Annotated in this window: 15 protein-coding genes; 11 read left to right on the top strand and 4 right to left on the bottom strand. The window is 39.9% G+C overall.

Features of this window, described 5'->3' with window-relative positions; genetic code table 11:
- Positions 1–5: 5 nt before the first annotated feature.
- From N8M95_RS02750 to N8M95_RS02725, 6 genes are all read left to right on the top strand, one after another.
- On the top strand, positions 6–1172 hold the full coding sequence (locus N8M95_RS02750; protein WP_261116566.1) for an ATP-grasp domain-containing protein: 1167 nt from the start codon (positions 6–8) through the stop codon (positions 1170–1172).
- A 159-nt stretch (positions 1173–1331) separates the two neighbouring features.
- Positions 1332–2201 (top strand): aquaglyceroporin Gla, encoded by an 870-nt coding sequence (gene gla / locus N8M95_RS02745; protein WP_261116565.1) that lies wholly within the window; start codon positions 1332–1334, stop codon positions 2199–2201.
- A 123-nt stretch (positions 2202–2324) separates the two neighbouring features.
- The gene (locus N8M95_RS02740) at positions 2325–3050 is read left to right on the top strand and encodes a CppA family protein (RefSeq protein ID WP_261116564.1); all 726 of its coding nucleotides are present in this window, start codon (positions 2325–2327) and stop codon (positions 3048–3050) included.
- Entirely contained in the window at positions 3047–3982 is a 936-nt protein-coding gene (locus N8M95_RS02735; RefSeq protein ID WP_261116563.1) for a serine hydrolase domain-containing protein, read from the top strand. Before N8M95_RS02740 ends, N8M95_RS02735 begins: the two co-directional genes overlap by 4 nt.
- An 8-nt stretch (positions 3983–3990) precedes the next feature.
- On the top strand, positions 3991–4887 hold the full coding sequence (locus tag N8M95_RS02730; RefSeq protein WP_390897283.1) for a DMT family transporter: 897 nt from the start codon (positions 3991–3993) through the stop codon (positions 4885–4887).
- Between the two features lie 152 nt (positions 4888–5039).
- Entirely contained in the window at positions 5040–5798 is a 759-nt protein-coding gene (locus N8M95_RS02725; protein ID WP_261116562.1) for a CPBP family intramembrane glutamic endopeptidase, read from the top strand.
- Between the two features lie 52 nt (positions 5799–5850).
- On the opposite strand, the gene N8M95_RS02720 is transcribed toward N8M95_RS02725, so the two are convergent.
- Together N8M95_RS02720 and rsmG are read right to left on the bottom strand one after the other, a co-directional pair.
- On the bottom strand, positions 5851–7134 hold the full coding sequence (locus N8M95_RS02720) for a uracil-xanthine permease family protein (RefSeq protein ID WP_247932709.1): 1284 nt from the start codon (positions 7132–7134) through the stop codon (positions 5851–5853).
- Between the two features lie 203 nt (positions 7135–7337).
- Positions 7338–8051 carry a 16S rRNA (guanine(527)-N(7))-methyltransferase RsmG gene (gene rsmG, locus N8M95_RS02715; protein ID WP_120718844.1) on the bottom strand — a complete coding sequence of 238 codons (714 nt, stop codon included), beginning with the start codon at positions 8049–8051 and terminating at the stop codon, positions 7338–7340.
- A 93-nt stretch (positions 8052–8144) separates the two neighbouring features.
- On the opposite strand from rsmG, the gene N8M95_RS02710 reads away from it, so the two are divergent.
- Positions 8145–8705 carry a LemA family protein gene (locus tag N8M95_RS02710; protein ID WP_000219833.1) on the top strand — a complete coding sequence of 187 codons (561 nt, stop codon included), beginning with the start codon at positions 8145–8147 and terminating at the stop codon, positions 8703–8705.
- 1 nt (position 8706) lies between these two features.
- On the top strand, positions 8707–9606 hold the full coding sequence (gene htpX, locus N8M95_RS02705; RefSeq protein WP_261116561.1) for a zinc metalloprotease HtpX: 900 nt from the start codon (positions 8707–8709) through the stop codon (positions 9604–9606).
- Between the two features lie 45 nt (positions 9607–9651).
- Here the strand turns inward: htpX and N8M95_RS02700 are convergent, their stop codons facing one another.
- Together N8M95_RS02700 and N8M95_RS02695 are read right to left on the bottom strand one after the other, a co-directional pair.
- A complete protein-coding gene (locus N8M95_RS02700) occupies positions 9652–11178 on the bottom strand; it encodes an ATP-binding cassette domain-containing protein (protein WP_261116560.1) in 1527 nt (508 codons plus the stop codon).
- 375 nt (positions 11179–11553) lie between these two features.
- A complete protein-coding gene (locus tag N8M95_RS02695; protein WP_261116559.1) occupies positions 11554–11883 on the bottom strand; it encodes a helicase BlpT in 330 nt (109 codons plus the stop codon).
- Between the two features lie 168 nt (positions 11884–12051).
- Between N8M95_RS02695 and N8M95_RS02690 the strand changes: the two genes are divergently transcribed.
- The 3 genes from N8M95_RS02690 (at position 12052) to pyrR (ending at position 13954) form a co-directional block, all read left to right on the top strand.
- Entirely contained in the window at positions 12052–12594 is a 543-nt protein-coding gene (locus N8M95_RS02690; RefSeq protein ID WP_261116558.1) for a YceD family protein, read from the top strand.
- The gene (nth, locus tag N8M95_RS02685; protein WP_000244443.1) at positions 12594–13223 is read left to right on the top strand and encodes an endonuclease III; all 630 of its coding nucleotides are present in this window, start codon (positions 12594–12596) and stop codon (positions 13221–13223) included. Before N8M95_RS02690 ends, nth begins: the two co-directional genes overlap by 1 nt.
- Before the next feature lie 209 nt (positions 13224–13432).
- Entirely contained in the window at positions 13433–13954 is a 522-nt protein-coding gene (gene pyrR, locus N8M95_RS02680) for a bifunctional pyr operon transcriptional regulator/uracil phosphoribosyltransferase PyrR (RefSeq protein ID WP_000850023.1), read from the top strand.
- The last annotated feature ends 12 nt before the right edge of the window (positions 13955–13966 follow it).

The following is a 13966-nucleotide window of genomic DNA, read 5'->3' as shown; positions in this document are numbered from 1 at the left end:
TACCTATGAATTACCTTGTTATTTCTCCCTACTATCCTCAAAACTTTCAACAGTTTACCATTGAACTAGCCAATAAAGGCATTACCGTCTTGGGAATTGGTCAAGAGCCTTACGAACAATTGGATGAGCCCTTGCGCAATAGCCTGGCCGAGTATTTCCGTGTTGACAATCTGGAAGACATAGACGAAGTCAAACGTGCAGTTGCTTTTCTCTTTTATAAACATGGCTCAATTGACCGTATCGAGTCTCATAATGAATACTGGCTTGAGCTGGATGCAACACTCAGAGAACAATTCAATGTTTTTGGTGCCAAACCTGAGGATCTCAAAAAGACTAAATTTAAGTCTGAAATGAAGAAACTTTTCAAAAAAGCAGGTGTACCTGTGGTACCTGGAGCTGTTATCAAGACGGAAGCAGATGTTGATCAAGCTGTAAAAGAAATCGGCCTTCCAATGATTGCAAAACCTGATAATGGAGTGGGGGCAGCCGCAACCTTTAAGCTTGAGACAGAAGACGATATCAACCACTTCAAGTCTGAGTGGAACCATTCAACCGTTTATTTCTTTGAAAAATTTGTCACTTCCAGCGAAATTTGCACCTTTGATGGTCTAGTGGATAAGGATGGAAAGATTGTCTTTTCAACGACCTTCGACTACGCCTATACACCGCTTGATCTCATGATTTACAAGATGGACAATTCTTACTATGTTCTCAAGGAGATGGATCCCAAACTACGCAAGTATGGGGAAGCAATTGTCAAAGAATTTGGTATGAAAGAACGTTTTTTCCATATTGAGTTCTTCCGTGAAGGGGATGATTATATTGCCATCGAGTACAATAACCGCCCTGCAGGTGGTTTCACTATTGATGTTTATAACTTTGCCCATTCCTTGGACCTCTATCGTGGCTATGCAGCTATTGTCGCAGGAGAAGAGTTCCCAGCGTCAGACTTTGAAGCTCAATATTGTTTAGCTACATCCCGTCGTGCAAATGCTCACTATGTCTATTCTGAGGAGGAATTACTTGACAAATATAGCCAGCAGTTCAAGGTTAAAAAAGTCATGCCAGCGGCCTTTGCGGAACTTCAAGGGGATTACCTTTATATGCTGACAACTCCGAGTCGACAAGAAATGGAGCAGATGATTGCAGATTTCGGACAACGTCAAGAATAAGACCTCTCGGATTAAGGTAATGTATTACCTTAATCCTTTTGTTTTTTTATAATAAATGAAATCGCTTTCTTATATATTCTTTTAGAAAATCTGTTGCTAAAAGATATAAAAATTGATAGAATAAGGATTGTCTAAAAAATTTTAAGGAGAATCTATCAAATGGATTTCACATGGGCAATTAAATATGCCACTGAATTTTTAGGAACTGCTATTTTAATCATTCTTGGAAATGGTGCAGTTGCTAACGTTGAACTTAAAGGTACGAAAGGTCACCAAAGTGGCTGGATCGTTATCGCTGTTGGTTATGGTATGGGGGTTATGATCCCAGCTTTGATGTTTGGTAACGTATCAGGTAACCACATCAACCCAGCCTTCACTCTCGGACTTGCAATTAGCGGTCTCTTCCCTTGGGCACAAGTAGCGCCTTATATCCTTGCACAAGTGTTAGGAGCTATCTTTGGTCAAGCCTTGGTTGTGGCAACACACCGCCCATACTACTTGAAAACTGAAAATCCAAACAATATCTTGGGTACTTTCTCAACCATTTCAAGTTTGGATAATGGTACAAAAGAATCACATTTCGCAGCAACTGTTAATGGTTTTGTAAACGAGTTTGTTGGATCATTTGTTCTTTTCTTTGCAGCCCTTGGATTGACTAAAAACTTCTTTGGTTCTGAAGTGCTTCAATACATGAAACAAATGGCTAGTCAAGCAGGTCAAAATGTTGACTTTTCTGATTTAGCAATCAAAGCCCAAGTAGCACCACATACTGCTTCAGGACTTTCAGTAGCTCACTTGGCACTTGGATTCCTTGTTATGGCCTTGGTAACATCACTTGGTGGACCTACAGGACCTGCCTTGAACCCTGCCCGTGACTTGGGACCACGTCTCCTTCATGCTTTCCTTCCAAAGTCAGTTCTTGGTGAGCACAAAGGTGATTCAAAATGGTGGTACTCTTGGGTACCAGTAGTAGCACCGATCGCAGCAGCAATTGCGGCAGTAGCTATCTTCAAATTCCTTTACCTATAAGAAATTAAGACCGAGGGAATCCTCGGTTTTTTAGATGAAATTTTACGAAAAATCGGTAAATTTGAGCATAATATCTTGTAAAAAATTCTAAAATCCTTTAAAATAAAAGAGTTGGAGGAATTTATGAATGTAAATCAGATTGTACGGATTATTCCTACTTTAAAAGTTAATAATAGAAAATTAAATGAAACATTTTATATAGAAACCCTTGGCATGAAGGCCTTATTAGAAGAATCAGCCTTTCTGTCACTAGGTGACCAAACAGGCCTTGAAAAGCTAGTTTTAGAAGAATCTCCCAGCATGCGTACTCGTAAGGTAGAGGGAAGAAAAAAACTAGCTAGATTGATTGTCAAGGTAGAAAATCCCTTGGAAATCGAAGGACTCTTATCTAAAACAGATTCGATTCATCGATTATATAAAGGTCAAAATGGATACGCTTTTGAAATTTTCTCACCAGAAGATGATTTGATTTTGATTCACGCGGAAGATGATAGAGCAAGTCTAGTAGAAGTAGGAGAAAAACCTGAATTTCAAACAGATTTGGAATCAATTTCTTTGAGTGAATTTGAGATTTCTATGGAATTACATCTTCCAACTGATATTGAAAGTTTCTTGGGTTCATCTGAAATTGGGGCATCACTTGATTTTATCCCAGCTCAGGGTCAGGATCTGACAGTGGACAATACGGTTACTTGGGACTTATCTATGCTTAAGTTCTTGGTCAATGAACTAGATATAGCAAGTCTTCGTAAGAGATTTGAGTCTACCGAATATTTTATTCCTAAGTCTGAAAAATTCTTCCTTGGTAAAGATAGAAATAATGTTGAATTGTGGTTTGAAGAAGTATGAAGTGGACCAAGATTATTAAAAAAATAGAAGAACAAATCGAGGCAGGGATTTATCCCGGAGCCTCTTTTGCGTATTTTAAGGACAATCAATGGACGGAGTTCTATTTAGGCCAGAGTGACCCAGAGCATGGCTTGCAGACTGAGGCAGAACTAGTTTATGATCTAGCCAGTGTCAGCAAGGTTGTTGGGGTAGGTACTGTTTTCACCTTCTTGTGGGAAAGAGGTCAATTAGATATTGACAGACCAGTAACCGATTTTTTACCTGAAAGTGATTATCCAGATATCACTATTCGTCAGCTCTTAACTCACGCTACAGACCTTGATCCGTTTATTCCCAATCGTGATCTTTTAACAGCACCTGAATTAAAGGAAGCGATGTTTCATCTCAAGAGACGAAATCAGCCAGCCTTTCTTTATTCGGATGTCCATTTTTTGCTGTTGGGTTTTATTTTGGAAAGAATCTTTAATCAAGACTTGGATGTGATTTTACAAGGACAAGTTTGGAATCCTTTGGGAATGGCGGATACCCAGTTTGGGCCTGTTGAGCTTGCTGTTCCAACAGTCAGAGGTGTAGAGGCAGGCATAGTACATGATCCCAAGGCTCGCCTTCTGGGCAGACATGCAGGTAGTGCTGGTTTATTTTCTACTGTAAAGGATTTACAAATCTTTTTAGAGCATTATTTAGCAGATGATTTTGCAAGAGATTTGAGTCAAAATTTTTCTCCTTTGGATGACAAGGAACGTTCTTTGGCATGGAATTTGGAAGGAGATTGGTTAGACCATACGGGCTATACAGGTACCTTTATCATGTGGAATCGCCAGAAGCAAGAAGCGGCTATTTTCCTATCGAATCGTACCTATGAAAAGGATGAGAGGGCTCAATGGATTGTAGACCGCAATCAAGTGATGGACTTGATTCGCAAAGAAGAGTAAGGAGAGACATGTCAAACAGTTTAAAAGGGACTCTATTAACAGTTGTGGCTGGGATTGCTTGGGGCTTGTCAGGAACGAGTGGCCAATACCTGATGGCACATGGAATTTCGTCTCTGGTTTTAACTAACTTACGACTTTTAATCGCCGGTGGGATTCTCATAGTCTTGGCTTATGCTACTGCAAAGGATAGAATGCTGGCCTTTTTAAAGGATAGAAAGAGTTTGCTGTCTCTTCTTATTTTTGCTCTAATTGGTCTCTTCCTCAACCAATTCGCCTATCTAACTGCTATTCAGGAGACCAATGCAGGAACAGCGACTGTGCTTCAGTATGTTTGTCCTGTCGGGATTTTGATTTATAGCTGTATCAAGAATAAGGTGGCACCAACCCTGGCAGAGATTATTTCCATTGTATTAGCTATTGGAGGGACATTCCTGATCGCAACTCATGGGCAGTTGGACCAGTTATCCATGACACCTGCAGGCCTGTTCTGGGGTCTCTTTTCTGCTCTGACTTACGCACTTTATATCATTTTGCCCATATCCTTGATTAAGAAGTGGGGGAGTAGTTTGGTCATTGGTGTGGGAATGGTCATAGCTGGTTTGGTCGCCCTTCCTTTTACAGGAGTTCTACAGACTGTTATCCCAACTAGTCTTGATTTTCTCCTCGCTTTTGCGGGCATTATTCTTATCGGGACTGTTTTTGCCTATACAGCCTTTCTAAAAGGAGCCAGTCTGATAGGACCGGTCAAGTCAAGTTTGTTGGCTTCGATTGAGCCGATTTCGGCAGTTTTCTTTGCCTTCCTGATCATGAATGAACAATTTTATCCCATTGATTTTCTTGGCATGGCAATGATTTTATTTGCAGTAACCCTGATTTCTTTGAAAGATTTATTGTTAGAGAAATAAACAAAAAATGAAAGTAGATGATAACCACTCTTAAAGAGGAGTTATTTTTACTAGTAAAAGTCTTTAAATCTAAATGAATTAATGAAATTTTATAAAAGTTTAAGTCTTTTTTCTTAAAATATTTATATGAGTATAGAATACTTGGAGAAAATATGAATATTTTTAAAAAAATACATCCATCTAAACCTCTAAAATACTTGAGATGGTTTGACATTGTGATTATTACGATCATAATGTTTGGTCAGTTTATAATTCGTTCAACCGAGCTATTTTTAGCAAATACGTTTCCAACGGGTGTATCAAGTACAGTAGGGACAGTTAGACAGGCTGCAAGCGAAGGTGCTGCTTATTTTAGTAATTTTATCCTGCAAGCTATATTACTAACTGTGACCTTACTCTATCTTTTGATTCGAAATTATGATTTTAAACAGCTTCCTATTCGCTGGAATTGGTCCATTATCTTTTGGGTTCCATTTATATTTGCTTTAGTGGGACTGTTTGGAGACTTGGTTACAACTCTCACTGGTAAATATAATTACTTTAATCCAGACCTTTTTGCCTATATAGATTTCACGCAAATAATAGGTAAGTTTTTAGCTCTCAGCCCGATAGTGATTGCCTATGCCTTGCTTAATGGATTTTATGAAGAGTTTTTCTTTCTAGGTTTGTTAACTTCAGTGAAGGCAAAACACAAGTGGTTGATTTTGCTTTATTCTACTAGTATTCGTATTTCCTTCCACACCTATCAAGGATTAGTATGGGCTTTGGTAATCGGTGTAGTTTATGGCTTATTCTATTATTTCTTATACAAATATAAAATTAAAAATCTCCTTCCATTCTTTCTCATGCATGCTTTAGCAGATATGTTTGGTTCTAGCCTGATCTATCTATTGGTTGCTTGGGGGACTTAAAAATTAGAAAAGTCCACTCAGTTGTCTGAGCGGACTTTTTGTGTCAAGACGTTTAGTCTTTATTTTCGTATGGCAAGATTAAGTTCAAGATGATTCCTGTCATGGCTGATAGGGCAGTACCTGAAAGGGTAACTGGACCAAGTTTAAGGATAGCTCCTCCAAGTCCAAGTACCAACATTGCACTTGCAATAATGAGGTTACGCATTTGTCCGAAATCAACACGTTCTTTGATCAAAACTTTCAAACCATTGCTGGCGATAACCCCATAGAGAAGGATTGACATACCACCAAGTACAGCATTTGGAATAGTTGAAATCAAGGCAGTGAATTTACCAAGGAAGCTAAGGGCAATCGCGATAAAGGCTGCGTTACGGATAACTGAGACAGAAGCGATACGAGTCATACCAATAACCCCTGTATTTTCTCCGTAAGTTGTATTGGCTGGTCCACCAAGGAAGGCTGAAACAGAAGTTGCGATACCGTCACCAAGAAGAGTACGGTGAAGACCTGGTTCTTTCAAGAATTGACGACCACAGATTTGACCCAAAACAGTATGGTCTCCGATGTGTTCAGAAATTGTTACGATAGCGATTGGCAAGATAGCGATGGTTTCTGGACCGAAGTAAAGATTGTATTCTTTAAAGGCACCACCTGTGTTAAATGGCAAGTAGAAACCAGGGATTTCAAACCAGTTAGCTTTAAGAACTGGTGTAAAGTCAACCAAACCAAGAGTTAGTGCGAAGAGGTAACCACCAATAATGGCAAAGAGGAATGGAATGATTCGTAGGAAGCCTTTTCCTTTTGTATTGATAAAGGCAGCAATCAAGAAAGTAACAACTGCTACAAGAGCATTTTTCCAATTTCCATCCGCTACAAGACCAGCGTTAGTAACAGCTGAACCTGCAAGTCCAAGACCGATAACAATAATCATGGGACCAATAATGATTGGTGGCAAGAGTTTATCAATCCATTTTGTACCCGCAAAACGAACACTTGCAGCCACAAGGACATAGACTAAACCAGTCAAGATAACCCCTGTTTGAGCAGCAGATACATCACCACCCATTTCTTTCATAGCTAGGGACATAGCTGTGATAAAGGCAAATGAAGAACCTAGATAAACGGGAACTTTAAAACCAGTTGAAATCATATAGATGAGTGTTCCTACACCTGAAGCAAAAAGGGCAACAGATACAGGCATTCCCAAAATCAGTGGTACCAAGATGGTCGCACCAAACATGGCGAAAACGTGTTGGAAGCTAAGGAGAATTCCTTTTCCAGCCGAAGGACGTTGGTCAACGTCTAGTAACAAATCAACAGTTGATTCTTGTTTCATATAAACCTCACTTTTGGGCATCAAAAAAGAGCCCATTATTTTACAGCAATAGGCCCTCAGAGTAAGACTTCTCTAAAATCTAGACTTTAAAGAGTTTCAAGTATTTCTGCGTCTTCGTCACCTCACGGGATGACATTAAAAACCTTTGCTTGTGATAGTATAGCAAAAATTGTAAACTTTGTAAATCATTTTTTAGTAAAAATTTAAAGCGGGCGTTTATTGGGCATGCCAGCCTTACGTGGAAATTTATTTGGTGTTTCTTTTTTCTTTTCTACCACTGTGATGTAGCGCGGATTTCCATTAGGTAGAGCGTAGCTGAGATTGTCTTCGACCTTACTGAAGAGGAGGTTGAGGGCATTCTTGGCTTCTAACAATTCCTCGGGGGCATTGCTGGCTTTGAGTGCTAGTAGTTTCCCGCCAACTTTGAGGTAAGGAATTGTCAATTCAGATAAAACCTGCATGCGGGCAACCGCACGAGCTGTTACAAAATCATATTGAGCACGGAAGTTTTTGTCTTGTGCAAAGTCTTCTGCACGTCCATGGTAGAAATGAACATTGTCCAAATCCAGCTCTTGAGCCAAAAGTTGGAGGAAGTTGATGCGCTTATTGAGTGAATCAATGATGGTTACATCTAACTGAGGATAGAGAATTTTCATCGGCAGACTTGGAAATCCTGCCCCGGCTCCGATATCAAGAAGTTTGATATTCTCATTGGAAATCAAACCTTGAAGAATAGGTGCAATCGAATCGTAAAAATGTTTGAGATAAACTTCTTCTTTGTCCGTAATGGCTGTTAAATTAATCTTTTCATTCCATTCAACCAAGAGCTCAAAATAACGTTCAAATTGTTTTTTTTGCTGGTCCGAAAGTGGAAGATTTTGCTCGGTAAGCAAGTTGTAAAATGTTTCTGGTTTCATAGTTATTTCCTTCTTTAGTATCATCTTATTTTACCACAATCATTAAAAATTTGATATACTGGTACTAATCTAAAAGTAGAAAGGACTTATATAATGACTTGGATTATTCTTGGAGTTTTAGCTCTTATTGTTATTTTTGTGATTGTTAGCTATAATGGTTTGGTTAAGAATCGTATGCAAACAAAGGAGGCTTGGAGTCAGATTGATGTTCAATTGAAACGTCGAAATGACCTCTTGCCAAACTTGATTGAGACTGTAAAAGGTTATGCCAAATATGAAGGTTCTACCCTTGAAAAGGTGGCAGAACTTCGTAACCAAGTGGCTGCAGCGACTTCACCAGCAGAAGCTATGAAAGCTAGTGATGCCCTTACTCGTCAGGTTTCAGGTATTTTTGCAGTTGCAGAAAGTTATCCAGATTTGAAAGCCAGTGCCAACTTTGTTAAATTGCAAGAGGAGTTGACCAATACAGAAAATAAGATTTCTTACTCTCGTCAACTTTACAACAGTGTTGTCAGCAACTACAATGTAAAATTGGAAACTTTCCCAAGCAATATTATCGCTGGAATGTTTGGATTTAAAGCAGCAGATTTCCTTCAAACACCAGAAGAGGAAAAGGCAGTACCTAAAGTTGATTTTAGCGGTTTAGGTGACTAAGATGCTGTTTGATCAAATTGCAAGCAATAAACGAAAAACGTGGATTTTGTTGCTGGTATTTTTCCTACTCTTAGCTCTTGTTGGCTATGCGGTTGGTTACCTCTTTATGCGGTCTGGGCTTGGTGGTTTGATTATCGCACTGATTATTGGCCTTATCTATGCCTTGTCCATGATTTTTCAATCAACAGAGATTGTCATGTCCATGAATGGAGCACGTGAGGTGGATGAGCAAACGGCACCAGACCTCTACCATGTAGTGGAAGATATGGCTATGGTCGCTCAGATTCCTATGCCCCGTGTTTTCATCATTGATGATCCAGCCTTAAATGCCTTTGCGACAGGTTCTAACCCTCAAAATGCGGCGGTTGCTGCGACTTCAGGTCTCTTAGCTATCATGAATCGCGAGGAGCTAGAAGCTGTTATGGGACATGAAGTTAGTCATATTCGTAATTACGATATCCGTATTTCGACTATTGCTGTTGCACTTGCTAGTGCTATCACCATGCTTTCTAGTATGGCAGGTCGTATGATGTGGTGGGGTGGAGCAGGTCGCAGACGAAGTGATGATGACCGAGATGGAAATGGCTTAGAAATCATTATGCTCGTAGTTTCTCTACTAGCTATTGTGCTGGCACCTCTTGCTGCAACCTTGGTACAACTAGCTATTTCTCGTCAGAGGGAATTCCTAGCTGATGCTTCCAGTGTCGAGTTGACTCGTAATCCTCAAGGGATGATTAATGCTCTACGCAAGTTAGACAACAGTAAACCGATGAGTCGTCCTGTCGATGATGCCAGCAGTGCACTTTATATCAATGATCCCAAGAAAGGTGGAGGGTTCCAAAAACTCTTTTATACCCACCCACCTATCTCAGAACGGATTGAACGTTTAAAACATATGTAAAAAAGAATCCAGAGGTCGTCTCTGGATTTTTGCTATGTTGCAAATTTATAAATCTTCTAAATTAACTAGCTCCAAACCGTGTTCTGTTAAGCGATAGATGGTCGAACAGACCTCTTTTAAGAAACGACGGTCATGCGAAACAGTGATGATACCGCCTGGATATGTTGCAAAGAGTTTTCTGATTTCAGGTTGAGAAGTGGGAGAAAAGTTTCGTGTGGGTTCGTCCAGAAGGAGAAAGTTTGGTTTGCGCAAGACTAAATCCAAAAGCAGGAGTTTGCCTTGTTGTCCGCCAGATAAGGAGTGAATTTGATGCTGCATTTCTGGATAACTGAAATTGAGACTGGCTAAGTGAGATTGGATTTTCTGCAGTTCCTCTTTTTCCCCAGTTTTGCTGAGATAGGCGATTGGGGATAAATCCAATTGCAGTTTTTTGTGGTAATCTTGTGGCATAAAACCAAGTGAAATCTCTCTTTTGTCCTTAAGAAGTTGCTGTAATTTGCCTAACAGAGTTGATTTCCCAATACCATTTGGGCCGATGATACCGATTTTTTCTTGTCCACGGACAGTTAGTTGTAGTTCCTGAGACAAAACTCGGTCGCCAATGGATAAATTTTCTTTTTCCAATTGGATTAAGACTTTAGAAGCCGGTAATGGTTGGATGTCTGAGAAGAAAAGTCTGATTTCTTCCTCTTCAAGTGGTTTTTGGGTCATGGACTGAGCTGTCTTTTCAAAGCGTTTTTCTTGAGAGAGGACATTTTTCATCTTTTTAGCCAATAGGCGACCGGCAGTACTGTCTTTGGTAGCTCGAAGCGCAGTTTCTACATTTTGCTTGACTCGCCGATGTTTTTCCATGATTTTATCGTAGGCTCTTTGGTCGTTAGCAGCTTGCTTGCTTTGTTTGGTAAAATTAGCCTTTCTCTGGTCGCTATAGCTATCATAGTCTAAATGCTCTGCTAGCGTTTCTGCTTCTTTACGGTGCTTGACCAGTCGCAAGTGAACAATAGTGTCTGCCGTTTCAGAAAGAAAGTCTTCATCATGGGAAATGAAAATAACGGTTTGCCTCATCTTCTGTATCTGTCTTTTTAGCCAATCAACCGTCTCAAGGTCTAGGTCATTTGAAGGTTCATCTAAAAATAGAATCTCAAAGGGTTTGGCTAACTCATAGATGAGCTGAATTTTCAAAGTTTCGCCACCCGAGAGGCTCCCGATCTCTTGGTCACTAGCGAAACGGTCGCCATCAAAATGCAATTCTTCAGCCAAACGATAGAGGATACTGTAGTCTAAATCAATAGAATCTAAAAAGAAGTAGTCGTGTAGAGTTTTCTTTTTCAGCTCCTCGGGGAGTTTTTGAGGAATGTATGCTAGTGATTGATGGTCAGACTGGATGTCTCCCTTGATAGTGAAATCAGGTAAAGCTTTCCCCATTAAAGTTTTAAGCAAGGTTGATTTGCCATTTCCTTCTTCGCCAATAATAGCTACCTTTTCTCCGTTTTGTATGGTCATGTTTAAGTCAGAGACAAGGTCTCGTAAATCTTTGTTTTGTGTGATGGTCAGGTGATTGATTTTTATCATATGATTACCCTTTCTAGAATGTCAATAGTGCATAACAAAAAGCTCTACTTTACCTAGTAGAGCCAAAGTCTATGTCAAAAAAACTCTATTAATACTCTTCGAAAATCCCTTCAAACCACGTCAGCGTCGCCTTACCGTACTCAAGTACAGCTTGCGGCTAGCTTCCTAGTTTGCTCTTTGATTTTCATTGAGTATAAAATGCCAGAAAAAGAGCATAAAAGAGCACACAAAAAGAGACAAAAACAAGATCTACTAAATAAAGTTTCTTTATTTGATAGACTTAGTTGTTCATGTCTCCCTTACCTCCGAGTATTAGTACCTTTATCCTATACCTTTTAGGAAATTTTGTCAACAGAAAACTAACAAATCTAATCTCTAAAACCCGAAAACAGGTCCATAGAGAGTTAGCACGTGTTTGACATGCTCGTAATGGAACTTGTCATAGTTGCGCCAAGCGGTACGTGCTTGATCGTTTAGTTTTAGGCTACCGAGACCAATCAGAAGACTGGTACGTTGGTAAAATTTCTCAAGATCGATTAAGATACTGTTGTTCAACTTTTCCGTTTTTTTGAGCTCTTGCAGAGTAGTATTTAGCAGCTCTTGCAGTCGAATATCATCTGCCCTACCCTGTTTGCAGCTTTGGAAACTTTTATTTAACTCGGATAGGAGTTGGGTTGCATTAGTAATGAGTTCTTTGTCTTCCATGTGAACATCCTCCTTGCTCTGATGTATTATTGCCTATAGTATAGCACTAAAAAACAAAAATGTCATAGTAAATATGTTAAAAAATCGAAATTTAATTACAAAGTTTGCTGTGCTGATTTGTAGCCTGTTCATGGTATAATCAAGAGAGTAAATCTTTATGGAGGAAGTATGAAATTAAATATTCAAGAAATTCGTAAGCAGTCTGAAGGCTTGCATTTTGAACAAACGTTAGACCTAGCCGCAGACCTGCGTGCACGCAATCAAGAAATTTTAGATGTGAGAGATATCCTTGCGGTTGGGAAAGTACAATACGAAGACCGTATGTATTTCTTAGATTATCAGTTGTCTTATACCATTGTCCTTGCTTCAAGTCGAAGTATGGAACCAGTTGAGTTAGCTGAATCTTATCCAGTCACAGAAGTTTTCATGGAAGGCGCAACCAACCAGCTAGATCAAGAAGTTCTAGATGACGATTTGGTCTTGCCTATTGAAAATGGAGAACTAGACCTTGCTGAGAGCGTGTCAGATAATATTCTGCTTAATATCCCTATCAAGGTTTTGACGGCTGAAGAAGAGGCTGGCCAAGGATTTGTTTCAGGAAATGACTGGCAAATCATGACAGAGGAAGAATACCAAGCTCAACAAGCAGTTAAGAAAGAAGAAAACAGTCCTTTTGCTGGCTTGCAAGGACTATTTGACGGAGACGAATAATGGTCTTGTCAAAAAAACGAGCACGAAAGGTGCTAGAAGAAATCATTGCTCTCTTCCCAGATGCTAAGCCTAGTCTTGATTTCACCAATCATTTTGAGCTACTGGTTGCGGTCATGTTGTCAGCCCAGACGACGGATGCAGCGGTAAATAAGGCCACACCAGGTCTCTTCGCTGCCTTTCCAACCCCACAAGCCATGTCTGTTGCAACAGAGAGTGAGATTGCTTCACACATTTCTCGCTTGGGACTGTATCGAAATAAGGCTAAATTCCTAAAAAAATGTGCCCAACAGTTACTAGACGATTTTGACGGTCAAGTGCCTCAGACTCGTGAAGAATTGGAGAGTTTGGCAGGTGTTGGTCGCAAGACAGCTAATGTTGTCATGAGTGTGGGGTTTGGAATTCCAGCTTTTGCAGTGGATACTCATGTAGAGCGTATATGTAAACACCACGATATCGTCAAAAAGTCAGCGACACCACTTGAGGTGGAAAAGCGGGTCATGGATATCTTACCACCGGAGCAGTGGTTAGCAGCCCATCAGGCCATGATTTATTTTGGACGAGCCATTTGTCATCCTAAAAATCCAGAGTGTGATCAGTACCCACAGTTATATGATTTTAGCAATTTATAAGATGGATCATCAAAAGTTTTTGCTTGATTTTAGGCCCGCTTTGTGCTATAGTAATTGATAATTAAATATTCCTTTAAACCTGTCCCGTGAGGCAGGCAAGGAGCGCGATAAAGTAGAAGGGTGAAGTCTATACTGTTTGCAGTAGGCTCGCTTGGCTATATATTTCAAGTCTCCTTGTTTAAGGAGACTTTTCTTTTTGGAGGTTTGTCATGAAGACAAAAGAAGTTGTAGACGAATTGACCGTCAAACGAGCGATTACGCGTATTACTTATGAGATTATCGAGCGCAACAAAGATTTGAATAAAATCGTCTTGGCTGGTATTAAAACTCGTGGTGTCTTTATCGCCCACCGAATCCAAGAACGTTTGGAGCAGCTAGAAAATCTTTCAGTTCCAGTTGTGGAATTGGATACTAAACCTTTCCGTGATGATGTTAAAAGCGGAGAAGATACTTCTTTAGTTTCTGTTGATGTGACAGACCGTGAAGTTATCTTGGTGGACGATGTACTTTATACAGGCCGTACCATCCGCGCTGCTATTGATAATATTGTAGGTCATGGTCGTCCTGCGCGCGTGAGTTTAGCTGTTCTAGTCGATCGTGGACATAGAGAATTGCCAATCCGTCCAGATTACGTTGGAAAAAACATCCCAACCAGTCGTTCTGAAGAAATCATCGTAGAGATGGCAGAACTTGATGGCCAAGACAGAGTTCTGATTACTGAAGAAGCTTAGAAAGCTAAAGGA

Source organism: Streptococcus mitis, assembly GCF_946190325.1.
Classification (GTDB): Bacteria; Bacillota; Bacilli; order Lactobacillales; family Streptococcaceae; genus Streptococcus; species Streptococcus mitis_CF.
The sequence above is the reverse complement of the archived record's forward strand: the minus strand, read 5'-3'. Positions and strand labels throughout refer to the sequence as shown.